Here is a 24,071-nt window from a genome sequence, read left to right on the forward strand (position 1 = left end):
CTCGCGCAAAACCGCAATGATCTGCTCTTCCGTAAACCGCTTTCTCTTCATCAGTCCGTCCTTCAAACAAGGGCCGGACTCTAATCTCAACTGGAGGAAATTACCGGGGGCAGGTCAGCGGTCGCCCAACGTCATGTCCGATGTCGTGTGGCCCACCGTTTTGCCTCGCCGTCCCGGTTGACCTGCCGGCGCAAAGCGGCTTTCCATGGCCATCCAACCGGAGGCGTTTCGACCATGACACTCGCCGCAGCGGCGCAGACCGCCACCTGGACCTATGTCGATGGCGACTGGCACGAGGGCAATGTCGCGATCCTGGGGCCGCGCAGCCATGCGTTCTGGCTGGCCTCCAGCGTGTTCGACGGGGCACGCTGGTTCGAAGGCGTGGCGCCCGACCTCGATCGTCACGCGGCGCGGGTGAACGCTTCCGCGATCAGCCTCGGCCTCAGGCCGACCAAGACGGCCGAGGAGATCGTCGGCCTGACCTGGGACGGGCTGAAAAAATTCGACGGCAAGACGGCGATCTACATAAGGCCGATGTATTGGGCCGAGCATGGCGGCTACATGGGCGTGCCGCCCGACCCGGAATCGACGCGTTTCTGCCTGTGCCTCTATGAGGTGCCGATGCCGGCGCCGGGCGGCTTCTCGCTGACCGTCTCTCCGTTCCGCCGCCCGACCATGGAGACCATGCCGACCGACGCCAAGGCCGGTTGCCTCTATCCCAACAATGGCCGCGCAATCATGGAGGCGCTCATGCGCGGCTTCGACAACGCGCTGGTGCTCGACATGCTGGGCAATGTCGCCGAGACGGGATCCTCCAACATCTTTCTGGTCAAGGATGGGCAGGTGTTCACGCCGTCGCCGAACGGCACGTTCCTCTCCGGCATCACGCGCTCGCGCACCATCGGCCTGCTTGGCGACTACGGCTTTCGCACAATCGAGAAGACGCTGACGCCGCGCGATTTCCGCTTTGCCGACGAGATTTTCTCCACCGGCAACTACTCCAAGGTTGTGCCGGTGACCCGCATTGAGGACCGCGACCTGCAGCCCGGCCCGGTCGCGCGCAAGGCGCGCGAACTCTACTGGGAATGGGCGCACGCGACCGCCGCGTGAGCCGCAAGGCGATGGTTTGATTCTCATTTCGCCGCAGGTTTTGGAAGGAAAACCGTGTGACAGTTTTCCGGAACCTGCTTAGAAGGGAACCGACGCGCCGCGGCGGAGTTTTCCCAGCGGTCGTGACCCGTCTTCTCCCGGCCAACAAGGCCGATCTCTAGCCAACGAGGGAGTATTGCCATGGCTTTCGAACTGCCCGCTTTGCCTTACGATTACGAGGCGCTCCAGCCCTTCATGTCGAAGGAGACGCTCGAATACCATCACGACAAGCACCACAAGGCCTATGTCGACAACGGCAACAAGCTCGCCGCCGAAGCCGGCATGGAAAACCTTTCGCTGGAAGAGATCGTCAAGCAGTCGTTCGGCAAGAATGCCGGCCTGTTCAACAATGCCGGCCAGCACTACAACCATATCCACTTCTGGAAATGGATGAAGAAGGGCGGCGGCGGCAACAAGCTGCCCGGCGCGCTGCAAAAGGCTGTCGACGCAGATCTCGGCGGCTACGACAAGTTCAAGGCCGACTTCATCGCCGCCGGCACCACGCAGTTCGGCTCCGGCTGGGCCTGGCTGTCGGTCAAGGACGGCAAGCTCGCCATCTCCAAGACGCCGAACGGCGAAAACCCGCTGGTGCACGGCGCCACGCCGATCCTCGGCGTCGACGTGTGGGAGCATTCCTATTACATCGACTACCGCAACGCCCGACCGAAATATCTCGAGGCGTTCGTCGACAGCCTGATTAACTGGGACTACGTGCTCGAGCTCTACGAAAAGGCGAAGTGAGCCCGTCAAGCATCTGAGTCCTTATCGAAAACCCCGGTTCGCCGGGGTTTTTTTGTTGGGCGGCTCGGAAGTCCCAATAAAGTTCACGAAACCGTGAAGTTGCGCGTCGCAAGAACTCGTGCAAGCTCGTCGTTAGCCTCCTCAGGCAGCCATCCGCAACCCAGAGGGACTTCCATGAAAAAACTGCTTCTCGCCATCTCCCTGCTCGCGCTGACGGCGCCGGCGGTGAGCGCCGATCCGATCGCCGACCGCAAGGCGCTGATGAAGGCAAACGGCAAGGCCATCGGGCAACTCGTGGCGATCACCAAGGGCGAGGCGCCCTTCGACGCCGCCGTCGTGCTTGCGGCCCTGCAGACGCTGAACGACGATGCGCAGAATCTTGACGTGGCAGTCCTGTTCCCTGCAGGCAGCGACAAGGGCGACACAACCGCCTCGCCGAAGATCTGGGAAGACATGGCCGGTTTCCAAGCCAAGGCCGACAAGTTCAGGACCGACGCCGCTGCCACGCTTGCCGCGCCGCCGGCCGACGCCGATGGGGTCAAGGCGACTGTTGGCGCAATCGGGGCGAATTGCGGCGGCTGCCACGAGACGTTCCGGATCAAGAAAGGCTGATCCCGCGCGGGATGGGCTTCTTCGACAAGCTTGCCATCGGTGTGGCGGCTATGGCCGGCGCCGCGGCGGTGGCCGGATGGGTGCTGTCGGCGCCGCAGCGGCTGGACGAGGTCACGGTTGCGAGCCTTGGTACGGGCGACGCGGCGCGCGGCGAACGCATCTTCTGGGCGGGCGGCTGCACGTCCTGCCACGCCAAGCCGGGGTCGCAGGGCGAGGATAGGCTGCAACTGGCCGGCGGCGTTCAACTGAAGACGCCGTTCGGCATTTTTGTCGCGCCCAACATCTCGCAGGACCCGGCCGACGGCATCGGCAATTGGAGCGTCGGCGACCTGGCGAACGCCATGCTGAAGGGCGTCTCGCCGGACGGCTCGCACTTCTATCCGGCCTTCCCATATGCGTCTTATGCGCGGATGAAATCCGCCGACATTGCCGACCTTTTTGCCTACATGAAGACCTTGCCGGCGGTGCCCGGCAAGGCGGCCGGACACCAGTTGAGCTTCCCGTTCAACATCCGGCGCGGGCTGGGGTTGTGGAAGCTTCTTTATCTTAGCGACCAGCCGGTCGTTAGTTTTCCGGAGGGCACGGACGAAAAAATCCTGGCCGGCCGCTACCTGGTCGAGGGACCGGGCCATTGCGGCGAATGCCACACGCCGCGCGATTTTATAGGCGGGCCGGAAAAGTCGCAGTGGCTGGCCGGCGCGGTCGCCGCAGAGGGGCAGGGCAACGTACCCAACATCACCGGTGGGGAAGGGGGTATCGACGGCTGGTCGGCGGGCGACATCGCCTATCTCCTGGAGAGTGGCTTTACCCCGGATTTCGATTCGGTCGGCGGTTCGATGGTAGAGGTTCAGAAGAACATGGCGCGGCTGGCGCAGGAGGACCGCGCGGCGATCGCGGCGTATCTCAAGGCGGTGCCGCCGCATGCGAATGGATATCCGGCGAGGGGGCAGGCAGTAGGGCAGTAGGGCAGTAGGGCAGTAGGGCAGTAGGGCAGTAGGGCAGTAGGGCGCGATGGTCCCGGCCCTGTAGAGATCCGCATCACACCGTCCTCGTAGACCCCCGGTTGCGCTCTTCCGGCGCATTGAAGGATGCATCAGGCAAATTGGTTGGACGTCGCGCTGGCGGCCAACTATGGGCCCTTGCAGAGAGGACCCTTCATGAACATCCGCCCCGCGCCGCTGACCGAGCCCGTATCGCCGAAACGCCCGACGGATCGAAGCTTCGAGCCGCTGGACTATGGGCTCTACGCGCTGACCGTCGTTGCCTGGAGCGCATCGTGGTTTGCCATCGAGCTGCAGGTCGGCACGGTGCCCAACGAGGTCAACCTGGTCTGGCGCTTCGCCATCGCGACGCTGTTGATGTTCGGATGGCTCGTGGTGTCCGGCGGTAGGCTGCGCATCGCGCTTGCCGATCACCTGCGTATCGCTGCGCTCGGCGTCCTGATCTTCTCGTCGAACTTCCTGTTCTTCTACTACGGCGCGCAGTATCTGGTCAGCGGACTTCTGTCCGTCGTTTTCTCGCTGGCGTCCGTCATCAATCTCGCCCTTGCAGCCGTCGTCATGCGCGAACGTCCTGCGGGACGCGTGCTCATCGGCGGGCTGCTCGGTTTTTCCGGCATTGCGCTGATGTTCCTGCCCGAGATCGGTCGCGACGGATTTTCCGGAAGCACCTTGATCGGCCTCGCGCTGTGCCTGTGCGGAACCCTGTCGTTTTGCTTCGGAAACCTGATCTCGGCGAGTTGCTATCGGCGCGGACTGCCGATCGTCACGACCAATGCCTGGGGCATGCTCTACGGCACGTTGTGGAGCGCGGTTTTGGCGCTCGTCCAGGGCAAGCGCTTCATCATCGAGCCCACTGTCACCTATCTCGGATCGCTGGTCTTCCTGGCCGTGGTTTCGACCGTGATGGCTTTTGCCGCCTACCTCACCTTGCTCAACCGGATCGGCCCGGCCCGGGCCGGTTACGCCACCGTGATCTTTCCGGTCTTCGCGCTCCTCATCTCCACCGGCCTCGAGGGCTATCGCTGGACGCTTTTTGCGCTGGCGGGCCTGGTTCTGGTGGCGGTCGGCAACGTGCTTGTCATTCGCGGGCGGCGGTAGCCGCAACCTCGGCATCCGGAGCCTCGGGAGGCATTGCCTCCCGAGGCGATTCGGCGCGCGTGCCTACGCGCCGAAACGGTCGATCACCTCGTCCAGCGGGACGTGTCCGAGGACTGCGCCGGAACCGGCGGGAAGGTCGCCATATTCCAACGCTTCGGCAAATTGCACTACTGGCTCGGCTTCGATGCGCCGCCTGAGCGCCGCGAGCTTCGGGTAGTCGCCGCCGTCGATGGCTTTGTGGAACTCCGCCCAGCGCGCCACGCCGATCAGCGTGGTGTCTGCGACCGTCATGCGATCCCCGACCAGGAAGCCGCTTTGCGGGATCATGGCTTCGAGACGATCGTGACGATCCTTGACCGCCTGGCGCCCGTAGCGGCGGAGCGCGTCGAGATAGGCGGGATCGCCGTCCTCGGTCTCGTAGGCGACCCAGAGCGGGCTGAATGCGCCGGTGAAGCCGGTGTTGACGAAAGCCGCGAGCTGATACATCCGGTCGGCCTCCGGCGACTTCGGTTCGAAGGTGACGCGGCGCGCCGTGTCGCGCTGCTCTATCCAATGGATGATCGCCATCGTCTCGGTCAGCGCCCGGCCCTCCTCGGTGATCAGGACAGGTGTTTCCTGCCGCCCGTTGATGCGCGCAAAACGGTCGTTCTTCATGTCGTTCAGCATGTCGACGCGGCACAGCCGGTAGGGCCGGCCCATCAGTTCGAAGGCGGCGACGAGGCCCATCGAGCTTCCCGCCGGGAAGCCGTAGACGAGAATAGGTTCCATAGTTCAGCTCCGTGATGAAAGAAATCACGCTGCGCAGCGGAGCTTGATCTAGGTGGCGGAAGAGCCCAGGTAAATTACGCACAATTTTGTAACCAGGAGCGCCCGATGAAGGACACGGTTTCGAGCTGCCCGATCGAGGACGTGATGCGGGTGCTGAGCGGCCGCTGGCCGACGCTGCTGATCTATTACCTGAAGGATGGCACCAAGCGGTTCAACGAGCTGCGCCGCGACAACCCGACCGTGTCGCACCGCATCCTGACGCTGGAACTGCGAAAACTCGAGGCGGCGGGCATCATCACCCGCACCGCCCATTCCGGCTATCCGCTGCGCGTCGACTATGATCTCACGCCGGCCGGCCTCGCCCTGCTGCCGCTGGTCGATGCACTGGGCGACTGGTGGCAAGACACGAGGCGCGGGGCCAGGCAGGTTGAGCCGGCCGTTCTGCGGCCGGCGGCGTGACCGTCGTCGTCAGGCGCTGACTGCTGCGTCGACCTTGCCGGTGACTTTCAGCGCAAAGGCATAATTAAACGCGATCTCCTCCAGCCGCGAAAAGCGGCCGGATGCGCCGGCATGGCCGGCATCCATGTTGATCTTGAACAGCACCGGATTGTCGCCGGTCTTCAATTTGCGCAGCCGCGCCACCCATTTCGCCGGCTCCCAATAGGTGACGCGCGGGTCTGTGAGGCCGGCCACCGCCAGGATCGGCGGATAGTTTTTCGCACCGACATTGTCGTAGGGCGAATAGGCGGCGATCGTCCGGTAGTCCTCGACGGAGGCGATCGGATTGCCCCATTCCGGCCATTCGGGCGGGGTCAGCGGCAGCGTGTCGTCGAGCATGGTGTCGAGCACATCGACGAAGGGCACCTCGGCGATTACGGCGCCGAACGCATCCGGCGCGAGATTGGCGACCGCGCCCATCAGCATGCCGCCGGCTGAACCGCCCTGCGCAATGATGCGGTCATGGCGGGTGTAGTTTTCGGCGACGAGGTGTGTCGCCGCGGCGATGAAGTCGAGGAAAGTATTGGTCTTCTTTTGCCGCTTGCCGTCCTCGTACCAGGCAAAACCCTTGTCCTTGCCGCCGCGGATGTGAGCGATGGCGTAGACGAAGCCGCGATCGGCAAGCGACAGGATGTTGGTGTTGAAGCCGGCGGGGATGGCGATGCCGTAGGCGCCATAGCCATAGAGCAGGCAGGGCGCGGAGCCGTCGATCGATGTGTCGCGATGATGGATGAGCGAGATCGGCACCAGTTCGCCGTCATGGGAGGGCGCCATCAGGCGGCGGGTGACATAGTGCTCAGGATCATGGCCCGATGGGACTTCCTGGGTCTTGAGTAGCGTGCGCTGGCGCGTGCGCATGTCGTAGTCGAACACCTGGCCCGGCGTGGTCATCGACGAATAGGAGAAGCGCACCACGTCGGTGTTGTATTCGTAGGAGCCCATCAGGCCGAGCGAATAGGCTTCCTCGTCGAAGGCGATCATGTGCTCGCTGCCGTCGGCGCGGTCGCGGATGACGATGCGCGGCAGGCTGTCCTTGCGCTCCAGCCGGACCACGAAATCCCTGAAGCCGACGACCGAAAGGATGAGGCGGCCGGGCTCGTGGGGGACCAGTTCCACCCAGTTCTCGCGCCGCGGATCGTCGACCGGCGCGGTCATGATCTTGAAATCCTTGGCGCCGTCGGCGTTGGTGAGCACGAAGAACACGTCGCCGCCTTCCTCGAGGTCGTATTGCAGGCCCGCTTCGCGCGCCGCCACCAGCTTCGGCTCGGCGTCCGGCGTGGCGGCGTCGAGGATGCGGTATTCCGAGGTTTCGTGATCGTTGATGCCGATCATGATCCAGCGGCTGTCGCGGGTGCCGCCGACGCCCATGAAGAAGCCGGCGTCGGTTTCTTCGTAGACCAGCCGGTCGTCGGCCATGTCGGTGCCGAGTTGGTGATAGAAGGCTTTCGACGGACGATGGTTGGGGTCGAGACGGGTGTAGAAGAAACCCGCATTGCCGGCATCCCAGACGCCCGAACCTGACGTATCGGGAATAATGTCGGCAAGGTCTTCTCCGATGCCAAGGTCGCGTGTCTTCAGCGTGAAGAATTCCGAACCCTTGTCGTCGAAACTCCAGATCAGGCGATTGTGATCGGAGGAATGGTCCATGCCGCCAAGATTGAAATAGGCCTTGCCTTCGGCTTCGGCGTCGCCGTCGAGGATGATTTCCTCCGCGCCGCCGTCGCGCGGCGTGCGGAAGAAGCGCGGATGCTCGCCGCCCTTCTTGTAAGAAGAGCCGTAGGCGTACGGCCCGTCCTTCATGGGGACGGAGGAATCGTCCTCCTTGATGCGACCCTTCATTTCCTGGAACAGTGTCTTTCGCAGGTCCGCGGTGTCGGACATCAAGACTTGCTGGTAGGCATTTTCTGCCTCCAGATGCTTGCGGATGGCCGGGTCGAGCACGGACGGATCGCGGAAAACCTCTTGCCAGTTGTCGGCGCGCAGCCAGGCGAACTCGTCGGTGCGGGTGATGCCGTGGCGCGTGTCGGTGAAGCTGCGCTCCTCGGTGGCCGGCGGGGTGGCGGAAGGGAAGAGAGGCTGTTTCATAAGATCTCGCTGAGACGAGGTGGAAGGAACGCGCACGACACCCCGCCGGCCGGTGCCTTTGGCGGGCCGTCGGTGACGCAATCTCGATATACAGAAGCGGACCGATATCGAACACCCTTGGCGGGCATGTGGCGGACGGCTGCCGATTTTTGTCTCAGGGTACTGCGGAAGTTGCCAGGGCGGCAAATCCACAAAAACGGGCACAATCGGGCTGATTAGACCAATGGACTGGCAATGGTTAGCCCAAAAACCTTCAGTGACGCAGGGTCAAGGTCCGCACAACAGTTGGTTGCGACTGATCTTGGAAAAAACGACAGCAGCAGTTTTCGAACGCAACATTGTGATCGACTGCTTCGGGCAGCAATAAAGACCAAGTTGTGTGTTGACTTGACTTGAGAACCGCTCCATTTAGTCGGGTCGATGCGACTCGTAACGTCCGCGTTCGTGTCAAGTCAGTCGCAGCCCTGCATGGTTCAAGCAAAGACAGGGCGCTAGATCACTCTCTCTTGGGGCCAGAAGACCATGGATATCTCCGATACGACCGCAAAAAATGGTGAAATGCTGATCGAACTGACCGCGGATGTCGTGGCTGCTTATGTCAGCAACAATCCTGTACCAGTTGGCGAACTTCCTAACCTCATCGCCGACATTCATGCCGCGCTGGGCCGCGTTGGAACGCCTTCCGAGCAGCCGGTGGCAGAAAAGCAGAAGCCGGCCGTGAACCCGAAGCGCTCGGTTAATGACGACTACATCATCTGCCTGGAAGATGGAAAGAAGTTCAAGTCGCTTAAGCGTCACCTGATGACCCACTACAATCTCACGCCCGAGCAGTATCGTGAGAAGTGGGCTCTCGACCCGGCGTATCCGATGGTCGCGCCGAACTACGCCTCCGCGCGCTCGCAGCTCGCCAAGAAGATGGGCCTGGGCCGCAAGAAGAAGACCCGCTGAGCCGTCCCGACGGCCTATCCTATTCTGGATGATTGCGGACGGCGCCTTCGGGCGCCGTTTCGCGTTCCTGGAGCTTTGATGTCGCCCGAGCCGCGCACGGCGTCCACGTCTTGTAGCCGGTCGCAAGCCTGTTTCAGCGCGATGTGGCGGTTGAGATCATAGCTCCAGTGGCCTGACAGGCCTTTCAGGCGTTCGCGCGCCAGTAGCCGCCGGATGCGGCCGAGCGCTGTCTGCCGTGCTTCCTTGCCCGCGTCGAGCAGTGCCGAGAGATCCTGCCCGCAGACAATCTGCACGGCAACGAGCTGCGATGCCTTGGCCCGTTCCTCCTTCTTGCCGGCGAGGAAAGTCCGGATTTCAAAACCGAGGTCGTTCATGTCGCTTTCGCTCCTTGGATGAGCGGAAGGCTAAAGGCCGTTTCGGGGAGGGGGATAAATTCGACCTGAAAAAAGTTTAGCCGACAGAAAAAGAGTAATGTTTTCAAATGGAAAGACGTGTCGGCCTGCTTTTCTTGTTCGCATTTTGTTCACACCCTGCGCGCGTCCTGATATAAGAAGATATTCCTAGAACAGGGGGTTGCAGTGCAGGTCCAGACGGCGTTGGCGATGAAACCGATGAAGGCGGCACCGCCGGCACGCGTGCGGGACGAACCCCTGGATCGTGGCAAGCGAGGCGAACGCACCATGGAGATCTGCGAGGCGATGATCGATATCTGTGCGGCGCTTTACAATGTGCCCAGCAAGGAAATGCGCCAGACCGGCAGATGCGAGGCCGACGTGGCGCGCGTCAGGCAGATCGCGATGTACGTGACCCATGTCTCGCTGGGCGTCAGCATGCATGAGGTCGGGCGCGGCTTCGTCCGTGATCGAACCACGGTGCGCCATGCCTGCCATCTCATCGAGGACATGCGCGAGGACGAGGACTTCGATCGCGCGATTGCCACAACGGAAAAGGTGGCGCTTGCCGCCTTCCGAGGACGCCTGGAGGTTTAGAATGACGAATTGCGATGGTCAGCAGAAGATGACGGTGCGGGTGCTGTCGTTGCTCGGTGGCGGTCCTGCGACGGTCGAACCGGCGGTGGGCGACGACACGGCGCTGTTGCGCAACGATACGGGCGCTCTTTCTGTCGACGGCGTGGTGCTGCGGCGGATGGCCAGCGGCGGGTCGATCGTGCGGCGTGGCCGTTCGGTCATGATCACCGCGGCGGGCCGCATGGCGTTGGCTCGATGCGCCGACGCTGGCGATGCGGGCGATGCATTCCAGCGCCAGCATCGGCATATCGAGACCGCGCCGGTGCCGTCCGGCGACGGATATTCGGTGGCGGCCGAGATCAATCTGGCGGAGTCGCCGCTGGCGCAGTTGATGCGACTGAAAGCGAAGGGCGGCCGGCGCTTTCTCACCAGCGCCGAGTTCGAGGCGGGTGAAAGGCTGCGGAGCGACTATACGCGCGGCCACATCATGCAGCGTCTGGGCGCCAATTGGGAGGCTGACGTAGCGGATGGCCGGCGCGGCGACACTAACGGCATCGCCGATCTGACAGACGCGGCACTCGCGGCGCGACAGCGGGTCGATCTGGCGCTGAAGGCCGTCGGACCGGAACTCTCGGGCCTGCTGGTGGACGTATGCTGCTTCCTGAAAGGGCTGGAGACGGTTGAGCGCGAGCGCGGCTGGCCGGCGCGGTCAGCGAAGATGCTGCTGAAGACCGCGCTGGGGATGCTGGCGCGGCACTATTATCCGCCGGCGAAAAGCCGGGCACAGGCCATGTTTCACTGGGGGGCGGAAGGTTTCAGGCCGGATCTCAATGCGCAGGGGTGAAGGCGGCCTTGTGCGCGTGTCAGGACAGCGCCGCCTGGGCGTCCTGCTTGATGCGCTTGACCATGGCGCGCAGGCCGTTGGCGCGCTGCGGGGTCAGGTGCTCGTTGAGTCCGAGCGAGCGCATCAGCCCCTCGGCGTCAGTCGAGACGATCTCGCCGGCGCGCCGGCCGGAGAACAGGGCGAGCATGATGGCGACAAGGCCGCGCACGATATGAGCGTCCGAATCGCCCAGGAAGGTCAGAACGGGGTCCGGTCCTTCGCCGCGTTGGGTGACGAGCCAGACCTGGCTGACGCAGCCCTGCACCTTATGGGCCGCGTCGCGTGCGGCTTCCGGGAAAGCCGGCAGCGACTCGCCGAGATCGATGACGTAGCGGTACTTGTCTTCCCATTCGTCGAGGAACGCGAAGTCGTCGCGGATGGCCTGGATCGTGTTCATGATGGGCACGATATAGGGGTGGAAGACCGCCGCGTCACGGAAAAAGCGGCGATGGAGCCGCAGTTGCAGAAGGTATTCGACCCGGTTCGCCGCGCCCGGCGAAGAGGACAGGCCGGGCGATCCCGCTCAGGATTTGGTGAGGGCCGGCTCGGGCTTTGCTGGGGGGACAGCAGCAGTGCCCTCGACCTCGGCGGCCGGCCGCCTGACGGTGCCGGTGGCGGATTTGTCGGTCTCGCCAAAATTCTCGTCGAGCACCTCATAAGCGATACGGGCGGCCTCGCGGGCGCGCACGCCGATGGTGTTCATGGCCGACCTGCCGACCTCGCACACGTCCGGCTTGCGCTCGCAGATGGCCGACAGATCGGTGACGGCCTCGCGGGCCGCGAGGAACGTCTGGATGGCGCCGACCGGCTCTTCGCCCTTCTGCTCACTGCCGATGTCGAGCGGCAGAACCAACAGAACCAGCGAAAACCAGAATGCGATTCGCAACAGGAAACCCATGTCACCGTCTCCGTCGATGGCGGAGCGTTTCGCTCCCCCGACTCAACACGGACACTTTGACACAAGCCTGCGAAAAAGCACTTGTTCCCGTTCAGTGAATTTTCTGCAAGTTTGAAACGAATTGGAAAGGTTTCGACTTGTCTGAAAATCAGTATAAATTTGCATGAGCTCGATTTAACGTTTTGGTGACCATATAACTCATTGATCATGCGTACTTTTCCTGAATCAATTCCGGAATTGATCCGAAACGAGATAGCCGGCCCGCCGAAACGCTCCGTTTACTATGGATCGAAGTCTTGAGGGGCCTTGCCGGCGCTCGGCCATTTTCGCGACCGGGGCACTGCACGAGAGAGCCGCTTTTATTCATTCCTTAAAGGCTCGGTGCGAGGGTCCAAACAATCAAGATCGATCCGCGAAGCGGACAGTACCGGAAGCGTTGAGTTGAGTTTTTTCGCGACCAGATACGCCGAGTTGAAGCGTGCCGTCGCCGACGGTTGCGACCGTATCGTGCACCCGCGCATGACCGTGGATGCCGAACGCGCCGTGCAGCGCCGTATCCTCGGCACGCTGCTCGTCTACCCGTTCCTGGCTTCGATCGCCGCCTGGCCATTGTTGCCGGCCGGTATCGGCGTGGACCTGACGCTGGCCTTCACCTGCGTGGCTTTCATCGGCTGCGGGTTGGCGGCACTCGCCGTGATGGCGCGCCGCGCGGCGGGGGCTGTGCTGGCGGCTATGCTGGCGCTGGCAACGGTGCAGATCGCCTTCCTGATCGCAGCGGCGGGCGGCCTGCAGTCGCCGCTGACGCTGATCGCGGCGGCGCTGCCAGTCGAGGCGTGGCTGGCCTTGCGCACACGCCGGGCGCTCGGCTGGGGTGTTGGCGCCATGGCGGCCGTACTCCTTTCGCAGGGCATTCCGGCTGCAGGACTGTTTGCGGGTGCCGATGCGGCGGCCTGGCAATGGCTGCTGCCACTCGCCTATGCGGCGCTGCTTTTGCCGCGCGCTAGTGGGACGCTTGGCGCGGCGCGCAGACCCGCAAGCGAGAGCATTGCGGTGACGGATGAGGATAGGATCGGCGTACGGTTCGCGCCCAATGGCGACCTGCTCGACATAGACGCAGCGGCGCGGGACCTGCTGGGCATCGACCCGGACCTCTTGATCGGCACCGGCTTTTTCCAGCGGGTCCATGTCGCGGACAGGGTGGCGCTGCTCTGTGCATTGGCCGACCTGCGCGATGGCGCCGACCGCCGCAAGGTGGAGGTTCGGCTGCGGCTGCCGGCAATCCAGGAGGGCGCCGCTCCCTTCCATCGCGCGCTGGCGCTCGACCTGACGCAGGCGACGACCGGAGCCGGCATAGCGGGAGCGTTGCGCGACAATTCGGAAGTGGCCGACCTGCGGGCCGCCCTCGCGGCAGCCAGGGAGGCGAATGCCTCGCTGGAGGCAGGCAAGACCCGCTTCCTTGCCGCCGTCAGCCACGAATTGCGCACGCCACTGAATTCCATCATCGGCTTTTCCGACATGCTTCTGTGCGAGGTGCATGGACGCTTCGCCGATCCGCGCCAGCGTGAGACGGTTGAGATCGTGCGCGAGGCCGGCAACCACCTGCTCGCCGTGGTCAATTCGATCCTGGACGTGTCGAAGATGGAGGCGGGCTCCTACACCACCAATCCGGAGCCGTTCCGCTTCGGCGAGGCGGCAGAACTTTGCACGGCCATGGTGCGGCTGCAGGCCGAGGCGAAGCAGGTCCGGCTGTTGACCGACATCGCGACCGGCAACGGCGAGGTGAAGGCGGACCGGCGGGCGGTGCAGCAGATGCTGCTCAACCTTTTGTCCAATGCGATAAAATTCACGCCAGATGGCGGGGAGGTTTCCGTTGGCGCCAAGCGCATCGGCTCGCGGCTGCATTTCTGGGTGAGCGATACTGGCATCGGCATCGCCGCCGACGATCTCAACCGCATCGGCCAGCCTTTCGCGCAGGTGCAGAATGATTATACAAGGCAGGTGGAAGGGACCGGACTGGGGCTTGCGCTGGTCAAGGGCCTGGTCGCGCTGCACGAAGGCACGATGTCGATCGACAGCACTTTCGGCAAGGGAACGACGGTGACGATCGGCCTGCCCATCGACGGGCCGGCAGGCGCGAATGGTGGCGGGCTGGCGCGGTTGCGCGGCGGAAGAGGTGGAGAAGACGTGAATGGCACGCTCCGCAAAGCAAGCTAAACGCGCGCCGGCCAAGCGCGCGTCCTGGCTGGGCGGCGTGTCGGCGCTGGGCGCCGTGATCGCGCGCAATCCGGTCATCGCGGGCGGTTCGACCGCCTTCCTGGTGGCCTTCTGCTACGTCTCCGCCAACGCCATCTGGTACCAGCCCTTCGCGCATCGCGGCGCGATCTTCCCCACCCGCGAGTTCGTCCGCACATCCGATGCCGACCGGAACGCGGCCGAACCTGAAACCACCTTCCTGATCGAGCGGCCGCCTGAGAAGCTGGGGACGAGGTCCGCGCTGCCGGCAGCGCCAAAGCCGGCGGCCGTGTCCGATCCGGCGACCGCGCAGGTGCAGGGCGTGCTCAAGGAACTCGGCTTCTACGACGGCACGGTCGACGGCCTGTCCGGCCCGGCGACGGCGCGCGCGATCGACGCCTACCGTGCGAAGGTCGGACTGACAGGCGAGAGCGGCATCGACGAGGAACTGCTGGTCCAACTCGGCATCGAGCCGACCACCGCCGGCATCCGCCCGTCGCCGGCGCCGCGCCCGGCCGCCGAGCCGAAGCAACAGGTCGCCGTGAAATCCGCGCCCGCAGCGCGACCCGAGCCAGCGGTCAACAAGCCGGACGACACGGTCAGGGTCGAGCAGGTGAACCTGACCAAGAAGGTGCAGAGCGGGCTGAAGGCGTTCGGCAATGACGGCATCGACGTCGACGGCATGATGGGTACGAAGACCCGAAACGCCATCCGAGAATTCCAGTCGATCTTCGGCCTGCCGGTGACAGGCGAGCCCGACGAAAAACTCTACCGGAAAATGCGTGAACTGGGCTACGTGAAGTAGTTTGCGGCGGCAGGCGGCCATGTGGCGGGCGCCGCACAACCAGAAAAGCTGTTGCAGTTTACGGCCCAACCCATGCGCGTTACTTCTGATCTTTTCGTTTCCGCCCTGCTGAGGCGGGTGTTTGCCAGCGGCGGTTATGGCGCGGTGATGCGACGCGGCGCCTTCGAGGCGGGCGCCATCTTCGTCACTAGCCGCGATCGCTTCGGCGAGACGACGCTGTTCGGCCCGGCGGCGCAGGCGAGCTACGACGATGCAAAACCGGACGAGCGGCTGTTCGCAGAACTGATACGGGGCGGCGACGCCGAAGTCGAAGCGCGGCTCGCCAAGGAGCAGCGTTTCGATCCGGACATCTGGGTGGTGGAGATCGAGGCGGGCGGCGAAAGCCCGGCCGAACTGCTGTCCGTCACGGCGCCTTGAGACGGCTTGCGGCGCCGGTGGCGGCCGGCGTGTCGAAAGCTCCGGAGCGGGCGGCGCGCCTGCCGCGGCCGGCTGCGGAACTCCATTGCAGCCAGGTGGCGACGATCTCCAGCTTCCAGCCGCGCACCCTTTCCCGCGCTGTCTCGTAGTCGAGCGCGCGATAGCGCACGGCGAACATGCGGATCGCCTCCGCATGCGCGAACTGCCCCGGGAACACCGCCGCGGCGATCATGAATGCCTGTTCTTCAGAGAGATCGAGCGCGCGCAAGGCGGCAAGCAGCGAGGAATAGCTGGAGGCCTCGGTGATGGCCCGCGCGGCTGCGAGGTTCATGCCGAGCGCGTCCGCAAGCGCCGTTTGGAAGAAGGTGTCATTGCCGGTGAAGGCGGTGTCGCGCAGTTTCGGGAAGACCGAATTGTCGCCGGACACGCGGGTTTCCAGCGAATAGGCCGAGCGCAGGTCGGAGCGCATCATCTCGCGCAGCCGGTCGCGCACCTCTTCCGCCGCGTGTCCGCTGTCCTGTAGCGGTAGGGTGCCCGGCTGGGCGGGTTTCGGCGCCGGCTCGGCGGCGCGCACGATCCTCGGCACGACAGAGATGGAGGCTTCCAACGCCCGGACGAGCTGCGCGATGGTCGGGTTGAGCGACGGCCGGCGGGCAATGACGCGGGCATGCGCGATGCCGTGCTTGCCGATCAGCGCGATCAGGTCGACGTCGCGCAGATGCGCCGAGCGCATCAGCAAAGGCGCGGCGACGTCGATGCGTTCGTCGGCCAGCCTGGCGACAAGGCCGGCCGGCGCGATCTCGCATTCGGAAAGCGCGGCGGCGACGTAGCGCCTGGCCTCGGCCGACACCTGGTCGAAAAGCGGCAACGTCAGATCCTCGAGTTGCGCCACCTCGCGCCGCGACGGCCGGGTGATGGAGCAGAAGGCCGACACCGCGGCGCGGAACAGGCGCTCGGCCTTGCCGGCGTCACCCTTTACGACGATGTCCCGGAAGTCTGATGCTGACACGGAGGGAACGCCCGATACTCGACACACGCCGGCTTTTGAGAACTGACCGGCAAAAATGAAAATTAGCCAAGATTTGTTAGAAGACTGTTAACCGTCTGCTGGCCTTATCGAGGGTGGAGGCGTTGCGTGCTTGCTCCCCACAGTCGAGAGGCAAACGACATGGGCAACGTACTGGCATTTCGTCCGCGTAAGTCATCCGGTGGAAACACTCATAAACAAGGTGCGCCCGCCACCGTCATCATCTTTCCCGGGGTCCGCTACGAGCGCGCGCCTGAAGTGGCGAGCGGCCAAAAGTGGTCGCCGACGACCTGGATGGCACAGTTTCAGCCGCAGCCGTTGCCGACGAGCTAACCGCGCGGTTCTGCGAGGAATTGCATCTCACTGCGGGGCGCAGCGCATGCCCGCGATGAAACGCGAGACGAGTGGCTTCCAGCTCGCGTCCGGCGCGAAGGCCCGCACCAACAGCATGCCTTCGTCGGCGGGGATCTCCACGAAGACCGACTTTGCGAACTCCTCCGGCAGGTCATGGCGGATCCCGATCATCTGCTCGGGTGTCAGCACAACGAAATCCAGCGCCTCGCCGGTTCCCGAACGGTCGTTGAGGCTGAAAAGGGCGCGGCCGCCGCGATCGTAGACCGAGGCCGACCAGAACGGCACCTTGCCCGCCGCCGCGACATGCAGCGTGCCGGACGCCAGGTCGAAGCGGCAGGCGGCGACCTGAAAGGCGGGATCCGGCGAGGCGATCAGGTCCAGGGCATCGCCTTCGAGCGGCGTCGTCCTGTTGAGCGGCGCGATCGCCGCAAGCCGTGTCCAGGCGTTGCGGTCGGCGAATTCGGGGACGAGCAGCAGCACGATGATGTGGACGATGCCGGCGCCGACGAGGCCGATTATTAGCGCGTAGGCAAGCGGCCAGCGCGATGCGCCGGGACGCTGCGGATCTACCGGGGCCAGAAGGCCCGGCGAAAACTCCGCGCGCTCAGCCACCACAACCCGCCTTGATCACCTGCGGCATGGCGACCGCGGCAAGGTCGGCATCGGCCGCCAGCGGCGTGTCGTAGAAGACGAGCACCAGCCGCATCGGGCCGCTGCCGCCGGTTGCCAGCCAGTTGCCCGGCGATGCCCGTGCGTCGACGGTGATCAGCAGCGAATCGTCCGGCAGGTAGAGCACGTCGCGGGAACTCAGGAATTCCGGGCTTTGCAAGTCGGAGGAAGACGCCTGCATCGGCCGGCCGGCGGCGTGTAGTGTCCACAGCCGCGCCGCCGGCAGCGCGCCCTCGACCGTATAGGAACACTCGCGCCGCAAGGTGTCGCCCGCCGAATCCCGCGTCGCGACGAAGGCAAGTCCCTCGGCACGGCCAAGCGGCAACAACCCGTCGCGCGCGGCGCGTGCCTTTGCGTAGGGGTCGGCATCCGCTGAGGCCGCGTTGGGATAGACGGTCCAGCCGCCGACGCGGACCGGGCCGGTGAGCGCGTCCAGCGCCACCAGTACACTCGCCGCACCGCCGCCGATGGCGACGGCAAGGGCAAGCAGCGTGAGCAGGACGGTCCTCAGCATCGATCCTGGCGTATCGCGTGGGCGGCGTGAGGGCAAGCAGCCTGCAACGGCCCTCCCCGCGCCGTAGTTTTCCCGGAGCGTGCCCTCATGCGTGCTTCCCCAATCGCCTCACAACGCCGACAGCGTCTCCGGCTCCTTCGGCAGCGCGATGACGGGCGCGTCGCGAAACGTCTTGGCGAGTTCCCGCAAAAAAATCGTGGTCGCGCCCGAAAGCACTGCGGGGCTGGGCGACGTGCCGGCTGCGGCTTCTGCGAGGCGGCGTTTTTCGGCCTCGGCGGCGCGGGCCGCAATGTCGGCGTCGACGAAGGGCTTTTCGATGCCCGGGATGGCTTTGAGTTCGACGTCGCGGTGCGCATAGATCATCAGCCGCTGCCAGACCATGGCCGGCAGCGAGCCGCCGGTCATTTCCTTGGTGGGCGAAAAGTCGTCATTGCCGAGCCAGACGGCGGCCGTGTAGTTGCCGGTGAAGCCGACATACCAGGCGTCGCGGTAGGATTGCGTCGTGCCCGTCTTGCCGGCCGAGCGGATGTAGGGCAGGGCGGCGCGTTTCGCCGTGCCGACCTCGGGAATCTGCACCAGGATCGAGTTCATCGACTTCATCGCCTGTTCCGACAGGACGCGTTTCGGGCGAGGTGCATCGCGCGCATATTCGTAGAAGACTTCGCCCGAATGCGTCGACAGTTGCAGGATGGCGTGGCGCGTGCCGGCAAAGCCGCCATTGGCGAAGGTGTTGTAGCCGGTCGCCTGGTCCATCACCGTCATGCCCGAGGTGCCAAGCACCATGGTCTTGTGGCCGTTGAGCGGCGATTCGACGCCCATCGCCTCGGCCATGGCCTTGATCGGCGGGATCGACAGATGGTCCTTGGCGAGCCTGACCGGCACGGTGTTGATGGAGCGGATGAGCGCCGAGGCCAGCGTGGTGCGGCCGGAATAGCTGCGGCCGTAATTCTTCGGCTGCCAGCCTCCCCAGTTGATCGGCCCGTCGGAAACGATCGAATCCGGCTTGAAACCGTGCTCCATGGCGGTGGCATAGACATAGGGCTTGAACGACGAGCCGGTCTGGCGCAGGGCGCGGGTGGCGCGGTTGAACTGGCTCTCGCCATAGTCGCGGCCGCCGACGATGGCGCGCACCGAGCCGTCTGTGTCGAGCACCACGATCGCACCCTCGCTGACGCGATAGTCCTTGCCGTGCTGGCGCAGGTTGAATTCGAGCGATTCCTCCGCCGCCCGCTGGAGGTCGAGGTCGATGGTGGTGCGCGCCACGACGGAGCGGTGGCCGGTCGGCCCGGCGATGCGCTTCACCTCGTCGAAGGCGTAGTCGAGGAAATAGTCGGGGCTGTTCTGCTTGCCGCGGTCGACGATGTCGGCAGGATGCAGGCGGGCCGACAGAACCTGGCCCTCGGTCATGAAGCCGCTGTCGACCAGATTGTCGAGCACCACATTGGCGCGGGCGCGCGCAGCCGGCAGGTTGATGTGCGGCGCGTATTTCGCAGGGGCCTTGAATAGGCCGGCTAGCATCGCCGCCTCGGCGAGGTTCAAATCCTTCACTTCCTTGCCGAAATAGAAGTCGGCGGCGGCCGCGATGCCGAACGTGCCGCCGCCCATATACGCTCGGTCGAGATAGAGCTGCAAGATCTCCTTCTTGGATAGGTTGGCCTCCAGCCAGATCGCCAGAAACGCCTCCTTGACCTTACGCTCGATGGTGCGTTCGTTGGAGAGGAACAGGTTCTTGGCGAGCTGCTGGGTGATCGAGGAACCTCCCTGCACCACGGAATTGGCGCGCAGGTTCTCGGTCATGGCGCGCGCCAGACCGGGAAAGTCGATGCCGTAATGCTCGTAGAAGCGGCGGTCCTCGGTGGCGAGCACCGCCTTTACGACATGGTCCGGCATCGCGTCGACTGGCACGGAATCGCGCTGGATGATGCCGCGCTGGCCGATCTCCTTGCCGTTGCGGTCGGTGAAGGTGACGGCGAAGTCGCCCTGCCTGCGCCAGTCGCCCTTGGTCTCCTCGAAGGCAGGCAGTGCCAGCGCCAGCATCACCACCGACCCGGCCGCGCCGAGCGCCACGATCTCGCCGAAGATTTCGACCGGCACACGCCGCCAGCCCGAGACGCGGAAACGGCGGAAGAATATGGTGAGGTTCTCGTAGGCTTCGCCGAGCCTGAAGCCGGTCTCGTAGACGGTGGAATCGATCCATGCGTCGATGGCGAGCAGGATGCCGGCCTTCGGCACCTTGGGTCTGTTTTGGCTCAGTGGATCGTCCATCAAGGGCGCCCGGCCTGTTACGCGACTACATTTCCTGCCCATGCAGGCATTTTCAGGGCGAAGAAATTCAGCGTTTTATCGGCGAAAAGTCGGGATGAAGGCAAGCGCAGGCGATGCCGGCGCGGGGATTTTTCGACGGAGCGGTGAATCGGGCTGGAGCCTGGCGGATGGATGCGCGAACGCTGCCCGGGACAGTTTGGCCAGCCCAGGCGTCGCACGGCGTTGCTGGCGCAAAGGCGCGGCAAGGTGAGTTGCCGCGCCTCAGGAGGCAGCATTTCGGGAGCGTCGGGGCCGGCGCTCGTCGGGGCCTACACGACCTGGAAATCCCCCGCCGCAATAGCCGGCAGTCCAGTGAGCGTGGCGAAGTGGATGGCGGCACCCGCACCATTGCCGTCTGCGTCGTAGAAGAGTTTGCCGGTGTCGGTCTCATAGACGATGCGGTCGTCGGCGTCGCCGGCAAGGCCGGTCGTGTTGGCGCTGAAGGCGGTAGCGGCCAGCGCCCCGGTCGCCGTCAGCGCCTTGAACACGGCGTTTTCCAGATTGACCGTATCGTCGACAGCCTTGAAATCGGCGATCGCGTCGACATTGCCTGCGGCGTTGAGCGCGGTGTCGAAGACAAAAATGTCCTTGCCCGAATTGCCGGTGAGCTTGTCGTTGCCGCCCAGTCCGCGGATGGTGTCGTTGCCCAGCCCGCCCTGGATCGCGTTGCTGGCGCCGTTGCCGGCGAGCGTGTCGTTGAAATCCGAGCCGAACAGGTTTTCGATGGAGGAGAATGTGTCGCCCTTGGCCTCGCCGGCGTTGAGAGAGGGGTCGGCAAGGCTGACGGCGACGCCGGCGGTGGCGAGTTTGTAGGAGGCGGTGTCGGTGCCGGCCCCGCCGCTGATGTAGTCGGCGCCGAGGCCGCCGCGCAGTGTGTCGTTGCCGTCGCCGCCGGAGAGCCTGTCGTCGCCGGCAAGGCCGCTGAGCGTGTCGGTGCCGGCACCGCCCTCGATATGGTTGGCGGAGGCATTGCCCTCCAGCGTGTCGTTGAAGGCCGAACCTTCGAGGTTCTCGATGGAGTTGAACGTGTCGCCCTTGGCCTCGCCGGCGTTGAGCGAGGCATCGGCGAGGTTGACTCTGACGGCGACGACAGCTTGCGCATAGGAGGCGGTGTCGCGGCCGGTTCCGCCGCTGAGGTAGTCGGCGCCGAGGCCGCCGATGAGAAGGTCGATGCCGTCTCCGCCGAACAGTTTGTCATTGCCAGCGGCCCCCCCCAGCGCGTCATTTCCACCTAGGCCCGTGAACGTGTCGGCGAAGGCACCACCGGTGACGTTTTCGGCTGTGGCATCGCCGATGTAGCGTGTGGCGTCAAATATCTGTGCGTGCACGGCCCTGCCATTGCTGTCTCCGCCGGTGCCATTTAGGTCCGTCCAACTAATGATAAAACGACCATCGGTCAGCGCGGCTACGCTACTGCTTTGTTGACCCTTCGTGGTTGTGCCTGCAATGAACTCGCGGCCGCTTTTCGAACCATCGGCTGCGAAGACTTGTGCGCGCACGACTGCGAAATAAGGGTCGCGGTCGAACTGACTCTCTTCTGTCCAAGTAACAACGAAACGACCGTCCTTGAGGGCCGTTGTGCTGCTGCTGTTTTGCGCACGCTCGGTTGTGCTGTTGACCAGGAATTCGCCTCCTGCCTTGGAGCCGTTCGCATTGAAGACTTGTCCTCGAATGGCCTCTGAGCTCAAATCACCACCTGTTTTGCTCTCATCGGTCCAAGTGACGACGAAGCGGCCATCGGTTAAGCCTATCGCGCTTGGCCCACCCTGGAAATTGTTAGTTGTCGTGTTTACCAGGAAGGTCCCGCCAGCCTTTGAGCCATTGGCATTAAACAATTGCGCGCGCACGGCGGAATCGCTACCGTCTCCACCACCTAGGCTGAGATCAAACCAGGTAACTATGAAGCGGCCGTCAGCTAGTGCGGCCACGTGGCTTCCGGTTTGTTGGCCCTCAATGATCGTATTGACAGGGAATTCGCCACCCTTTTTCAATCCGTCGGCGCCGAAGATTTGTCCGCGAATATCGAAGATATTGATATTGTCATCCATATCGCTTCGGTCTGTCCACGTGAAGACGACGCGATTATTGGTCAGCGCTGCGACACTGAGGTCCCGCTGTTCGCCCATCGTAGTGGTGTTGACCAAGAGTTCGGCACCTGCTTTGGAACCATTCGCGTTGTAGAACTGTGCGCGGACGGCGGTATTGCTGGTGTCGTTTCCAGTTTGGCTCTCGTCCGTCCAGGCTACGACAAATCGTCCGTCTGACAGCGCCGTCACGCTGCTTCCATATTGATCTCCAGCGATTGTGGTATTGACCAGAAATTCTCCACCTGCCTTCGAGCCATCGGTGTTGAAGATTTGTCCCCGTATATCGGTGTCTATTTTTGAATAATCCGTCCAGGTAACGACAAAACGCTCATCGTTCAGCGCCGTTACACTGCTATTATACTGATCCCAATTAGTCGTAGTGTTAACCAGAAATTCGCTGCCGTCCCTTTGAAACCCCACGTTTTAGCCCCTTTTTCGAGTCGTTTGCGCCAAATCAGACCAAAGGACAAATTGGCGTGTGCCCTGCCTTGTAGATCGAATAAACGCATCAATCTTCGAAGACAAGGCACCGTTGAGTAGATTTTGCATATCCGGTTTTTTGTGTCTTGTTGGTGCTCCGGCAGCCAATACCGCACAGTTTGGAGGATTTCTCCAAGGGCAGTCAATTCGATCAATATAATGGGCAATCGGTGATGTGACGCTGCGTCAGGTCCGGTTCGCCATACCCAAGGTCCAACATTTTTCACCCCCACTGGCATTCGACAAAATCGGCACCTTATCGTGTTGACCTTTCAGCGGTTTCGACCCTATTTTTCGAGGCGCGCAGAAAACCCCTTGGGCGAGCGAGAGGAGTGCTTCCCGAAACCGGTTGCGGGCGCGACGGATGGTAACGCGATCCGGCCGGGCGGCCGGGGCAATGGGAGGAATTCAAGTGCTCGACGATCTTATCGAGGAATCCAAGACGCGCCGCGATATCTTCAAGGCGATCGGCGCCACCGCGCTTGCCGGCGCGCTGCTCGGCTCGGCGGGTTTCGACCCGGCGATGGCGCAGGAACTGAAGCCTTCGGCCAAGCCGCTGAAGGCCGCCATGGGCAATGCCGGCCTGCAGGCAAGCTGGTGCGCGCAAGGCAAGCAGGCGGCGGAAGCCTGGGCCAAGCTCATGAATGTCGAAATCACCTGGTTCGACGGTGAACTGTCCGCCACCAAGCAGCGCGCCGCGGTCGATAACCTCGCCACGCAGAAGTGGGATTTCGTCGCCCTGCAAACGTTTGGCATCGGCACGCTCAACGACCCGATCAAGAAGGTGATCGATGCCGGTACGCCGGTGATCGCCATGGACACGATGATGGCGCCGGAAGGCCAGCTTGCGCTGCACACCTTCATCGCGCCGGACAACATCTTCATGGGCTCGGTGGTGACCAACCAGTTGATGAAGGCGATCGGCGGCAAGGGCAACGTCGTCATGACCCAGGGCGCGCTCGGCCATACCGGCGCCCAGGGCCGCGCCAAGGGTTTCAAGGAAGTCATCGCCAACTTCCCGGACGTGAAGCTGGTGGACGACCAGCCGGCGGATTGGGACGTCACCAAGGTTGCCCGCATCTGGGAATCGCTGCTGACTAAGTATCCGGACATCGCCGGCGCCTTCTTCCACAATGACGACATGGCGCTGGCCGCGCACAACGTCATGAAGGCCAAGGGCCGCACCGGCATCTTCATCGGCGGCGTCGACGCCATGCCGCCGGCGGTCAACGCCGTTCTCGACGGCACCATGGTCGCGACCGTGCGCAATCCGTCCTGCCGCATCCATGGCTGGGCGGTCGCGGCCGGCGTGGCCGCGGTCAACGGCGGCGAGAAGACCGGCAAGGATATCCCGAACTACATCTGGGCCGACGGTCCGGTCATCACCGCCGAGACGGCTCCCGGCCATCTCTGGCTGCAGAAGAATTTTCTGATCTGACCGGCCGCGACTTTGGCTGACAACGCTTCGATAGCGGCCGGGGGCTCGACCGAGCCCCCGGCCAATTCATCCGCCGCCTCGCCTGGCGCGCCGAT

24 protein-coding genes are annotated in these 24,071 nt (G+C 63.8%); 14 read left to right on the forward strand and 10 right to left on the reverse strand.

Annotated elements, in window-relative coordinates; all coding sequences use genetic code 11:
- The 6 genes from RB623_RS22570 to RB623_RS22595 form a co-directional block, all read left to right on the forward strand.
- A partial coding sequence (locus RB623_RS22570; protein WP_308059258.1) for a hypothetical protein occupies positions 1-181 on the forward strand: 181 nt, incomplete at its 5' end.
- Positions 182-234: 53 nt separating this feature from the next.
- Positions 235-1,110, forward strand: coding sequence for a branched-chain amino acid aminotransferase (locus RB623_RS22575; RefSeq protein ID WP_308059259.1), 876 nt, complete (start codon positions 235-237; stop codon positions 1,108-1,110).
- 180 nt (positions 1,111-1,290) lie between these two features.
- On the forward strand, positions 1,291-1,890 hold the full coding sequence (locus tag RB623_RS22580) for a superoxide dismutase (protein ID WP_308059260.1): 600 nt from the start codon (positions 1,291-1,293) through the stop codon (positions 1,888-1,890).
- 174 nt (positions 1,891-2,064) lie between these two features.
- Positions 2,065-2,502 carry a cytochrome c gene (locus tag RB623_RS22585; RefSeq protein WP_308059261.1) on the forward strand — a complete coding sequence of 146 codons (438 nt, stop codon included), beginning with the start codon at positions 2,065-2,067 and terminating at the stop codon, positions 2,500-2,502.
- An 11-nt stretch (positions 2,503-2,513) separates the two neighbouring features.
- Positions 2,514-3,467 carry a cytochrome c gene (locus RB623_RS22590; RefSeq protein WP_308059263.1) on the forward strand — a complete coding sequence of 318 codons (954 nt, stop codon included), beginning with the start codon at positions 2,514-2,516 and terminating at the stop codon, positions 3,465-3,467.
- Positions 3,468-3,659: 192 nt separating this feature from the next.
- Positions 3,660-4,601: a DMT family transporter gene (locus RB623_RS22595; protein WP_308059264.1), complete on the forward strand. Its 942-nt coding sequence runs from the start codon at positions 3,660-3,662 to the stop codon at positions 4,599-4,601.
- A gap of 63 nt (positions 4,602-4,664) precedes the next feature.
- Here the strand turns inward: RB623_RS22595 and RB623_RS22600 are convergent, their stop codons facing one another.
- Complete coding sequence (locus RB623_RS22600) at positions 4,665-5,369, reverse strand: glutathione S-transferase family protein (RefSeq protein ID WP_308059265.1); 705 nt, start codon at positions 5,367-5,369, stop codon at positions 4,665-4,667.
- A gap of 105 nt (positions 5,370-5,474) precedes the next feature.
- Here RB623_RS22600 and RB623_RS22605 point away from each other — a divergent pair, with 105 nt between their 5' ends.
- The gene (locus RB623_RS22605; RefSeq protein ID WP_308059266.1) at positions 5,475-5,828 is read left to right on the forward strand and encodes a helix-turn-helix domain-containing protein; all 354 of its coding nucleotides are present in this window, start codon (positions 5,475-5,477) and stop codon (positions 5,826-5,828) included.
- A 9-nt stretch (positions 5,829-5,837) separates the two neighbouring features.
- Here RB623_RS22605 and RB623_RS22610 read toward each other — a convergent pair whose 3' ends face one another.
- Complete coding sequence (locus RB623_RS22610; protein ID WP_308059267.1) at positions 5,838-7,952, reverse strand: S9 family peptidase; 2,115 nt, start codon at positions 7,950-7,952, stop codon at positions 5,838-5,840.
- Positions 7,953-8,474: 522 nt separating this feature from the next.
- Here RB623_RS22610 and RB623_RS22615 point away from each other — a divergent pair.
- On the forward strand, positions 8,475-8,900 hold the full coding sequence (locus RB623_RS22615; RefSeq protein WP_308059268.1) for a MucR family transcriptional regulator: 426 nt from the start codon (positions 8,475-8,477) through the stop codon (positions 8,898-8,900).
- A 14-nt stretch (positions 8,901-8,914) separates the two neighbouring features.
- Here RB623_RS22615 and RB623_RS22620 read toward each other — a convergent pair whose 3' ends face one another.
- Positions 8,915-9,274 (reverse strand): cytoplasmic protein, encoded by a 360-nt coding sequence (locus RB623_RS22620; protein WP_308059269.1) that lies wholly within the window; start codon positions 9,272-9,274, stop codon positions 8,915-8,917.
- Between the two features lie 204 nt (positions 9,275-9,478).
- On the opposite strand from RB623_RS22620, the gene RB623_RS22625 reads away from it, so the two are divergent.
- Positions 9,479-9,889 (forward strand): helix-turn-helix domain-containing protein, encoded by a 411-nt coding sequence (locus RB623_RS22625; protein WP_308059270.1) that lies wholly within the window; start codon positions 9,479-9,481, stop codon positions 9,887-9,889.
- A 1-nt stretch (position 9,890) separates the two neighbouring features.
- Positions 9,891-10,712 (forward strand): DUF6456 domain-containing protein, encoded by an 822-nt coding sequence (locus RB623_RS22630; protein WP_308059272.1) that lies wholly within the window; start codon positions 9,891-9,893, stop codon positions 10,710-10,712.
- 19 nt (positions 10,713-10,731) lie between these two features.
- On the opposite strand, the gene RB623_RS22635 is transcribed toward RB623_RS22630, so the two are convergent.
- Positions 10,732-11,151: a SufE family protein gene (locus tag RB623_RS22635; RefSeq protein ID WP_308059397.1), complete on the reverse strand. Its 420-nt coding sequence runs from the start codon at positions 11,149-11,151 to the stop codon at positions 10,732-10,734.
- A 123-nt stretch (positions 11,152-11,274) separates the two neighbouring features.
- Positions 11,275-11,649, reverse strand: a complete 375-nt coding sequence (locus tag RB623_RS22640) for a DUF5330 domain-containing protein (RefSeq protein WP_308059273.1) — start codon at positions 11,647-11,649, stop codon at positions 11,275-11,277.
- Between the two features lie 441 nt (positions 11,650-12,090).
- Here RB623_RS22640 and RB623_RS22645 point away from each other — a divergent pair, with 441 nt between their 5' ends.
- The 3 genes from RB623_RS22645 to RB623_RS22655 all read left to right on the forward strand — a co-directional run bounded on the left by RB623_RS22645 (position 12,091) and on the right by RB623_RS22655 (position 15,103).
- On the forward strand, positions 12,091-13,863 hold the full coding sequence (locus tag RB623_RS22645) for a HAMP domain-containing sensor histidine kinase (RefSeq protein ID WP_308059274.1): 1,773 nt from the start codon (positions 12,091-12,093) through the stop codon (positions 13,861-13,863).
- Complete coding sequence (locus tag RB623_RS22650; protein ID WP_308059275.1) at positions 13,838-14,686, forward strand: peptidoglycan-binding domain-containing protein; 849 nt, start codon at positions 13,838-13,840, stop codon at positions 14,684-14,686. The genes RB623_RS22645 and RB623_RS22650 overlap by 26 nt, the downstream gene beginning before the upstream one ends.
- 72 nt (positions 14,687-14,758) lie before the next feature.
- Entirely contained in the window at positions 14,759-15,103 is a 345-nt protein-coding gene (locus RB623_RS22655; RefSeq protein WP_308059277.1) for a DUF1491 family protein, read from the forward strand.
- Here RB623_RS22655 and RB623_RS22660 read toward each other — a convergent pair.
- The 5 genes from RB623_RS22660 to RB623_RS22680 all read right to left on the reverse strand — a co-directional run bounded on the left by RB623_RS22660 (position 15,090) and on the right by RB623_RS22680 (position 22,478).
- Positions 15,090-16,112: a hypothetical protein gene (locus RB623_RS22660; RefSeq protein ID WP_308059278.1), complete on the reverse strand. Its 1,023-nt coding sequence runs from the start codon at positions 16,110-16,112 to the stop codon at positions 15,090-15,092. The genes RB623_RS22655 and RB623_RS22660 overlap by 14 nt on opposite strands.
- A 378-nt stretch (positions 16,113-16,490) precedes the next feature.
- Entirely contained in the window at positions 16,491-17,096 is a 606-nt protein-coding gene (locus RB623_RS22665; RefSeq protein ID WP_308059279.1) for a DUF1254 domain-containing protein, read from the reverse strand.
- On the reverse strand, positions 17,089-17,667 hold the full coding sequence (locus RB623_RS22670; protein ID WP_308059280.1) for a DUF1214 domain-containing protein: 579 nt from the start codon (positions 17,665-17,667) through the stop codon (positions 17,089-17,091). The genes RB623_RS22665 and RB623_RS22670 overlap by 8 nt, the downstream gene beginning before the upstream one ends.
- 108 nt (positions 17,668-17,775) lie before the next feature.
- The gene (locus tag RB623_RS22675) at positions 17,776-19,932 is read right to left on the reverse strand and encodes a PBP1A family penicillin-binding protein (RefSeq protein WP_308059281.1); all 2,157 of its coding nucleotides are present in this window, start codon (positions 19,930-19,932) and stop codon (positions 17,776-17,778) included.
- Between the two features lie 308 nt (positions 19,933-20,240).
- Positions 20,241-22,478 carry a calcium-binding protein gene (locus tag RB623_RS22680; protein WP_308059282.1) on the reverse strand — a complete coding sequence of 746 codons (2,238 nt, stop codon included), beginning with the start codon at positions 22,476-22,478 and terminating at the stop codon, positions 20,241-20,243.
- Positions 22,479-22,950: 472 nt separating this feature from the next.
- Here RB623_RS22680 and RB623_RS22685 point away from each other — a divergent pair, with 472 nt between their 5' ends.
- Positions 22,951-23,976 carry a sugar ABC transporter substrate-binding protein gene (locus RB623_RS22685; RefSeq protein WP_374121729.1) on the forward strand — a complete coding sequence of 342 codons (1,026 nt, stop codon included), beginning with the start codon at positions 22,951-22,953 and terminating at the stop codon, positions 23,974-23,976.
- The last annotated feature ends 95 nt before the right edge of the window (positions 23,977-24,071 follow it).

The sequence above is a fragment of the Mesorhizobium sp. LHD-90 genome (assembly GCF_030929505.1).
Lineage (GTDB): Bacteria > Pseudomonadota > Alphaproteobacteria > Rhizobiales > Rhizobiaceae > Kumtagia.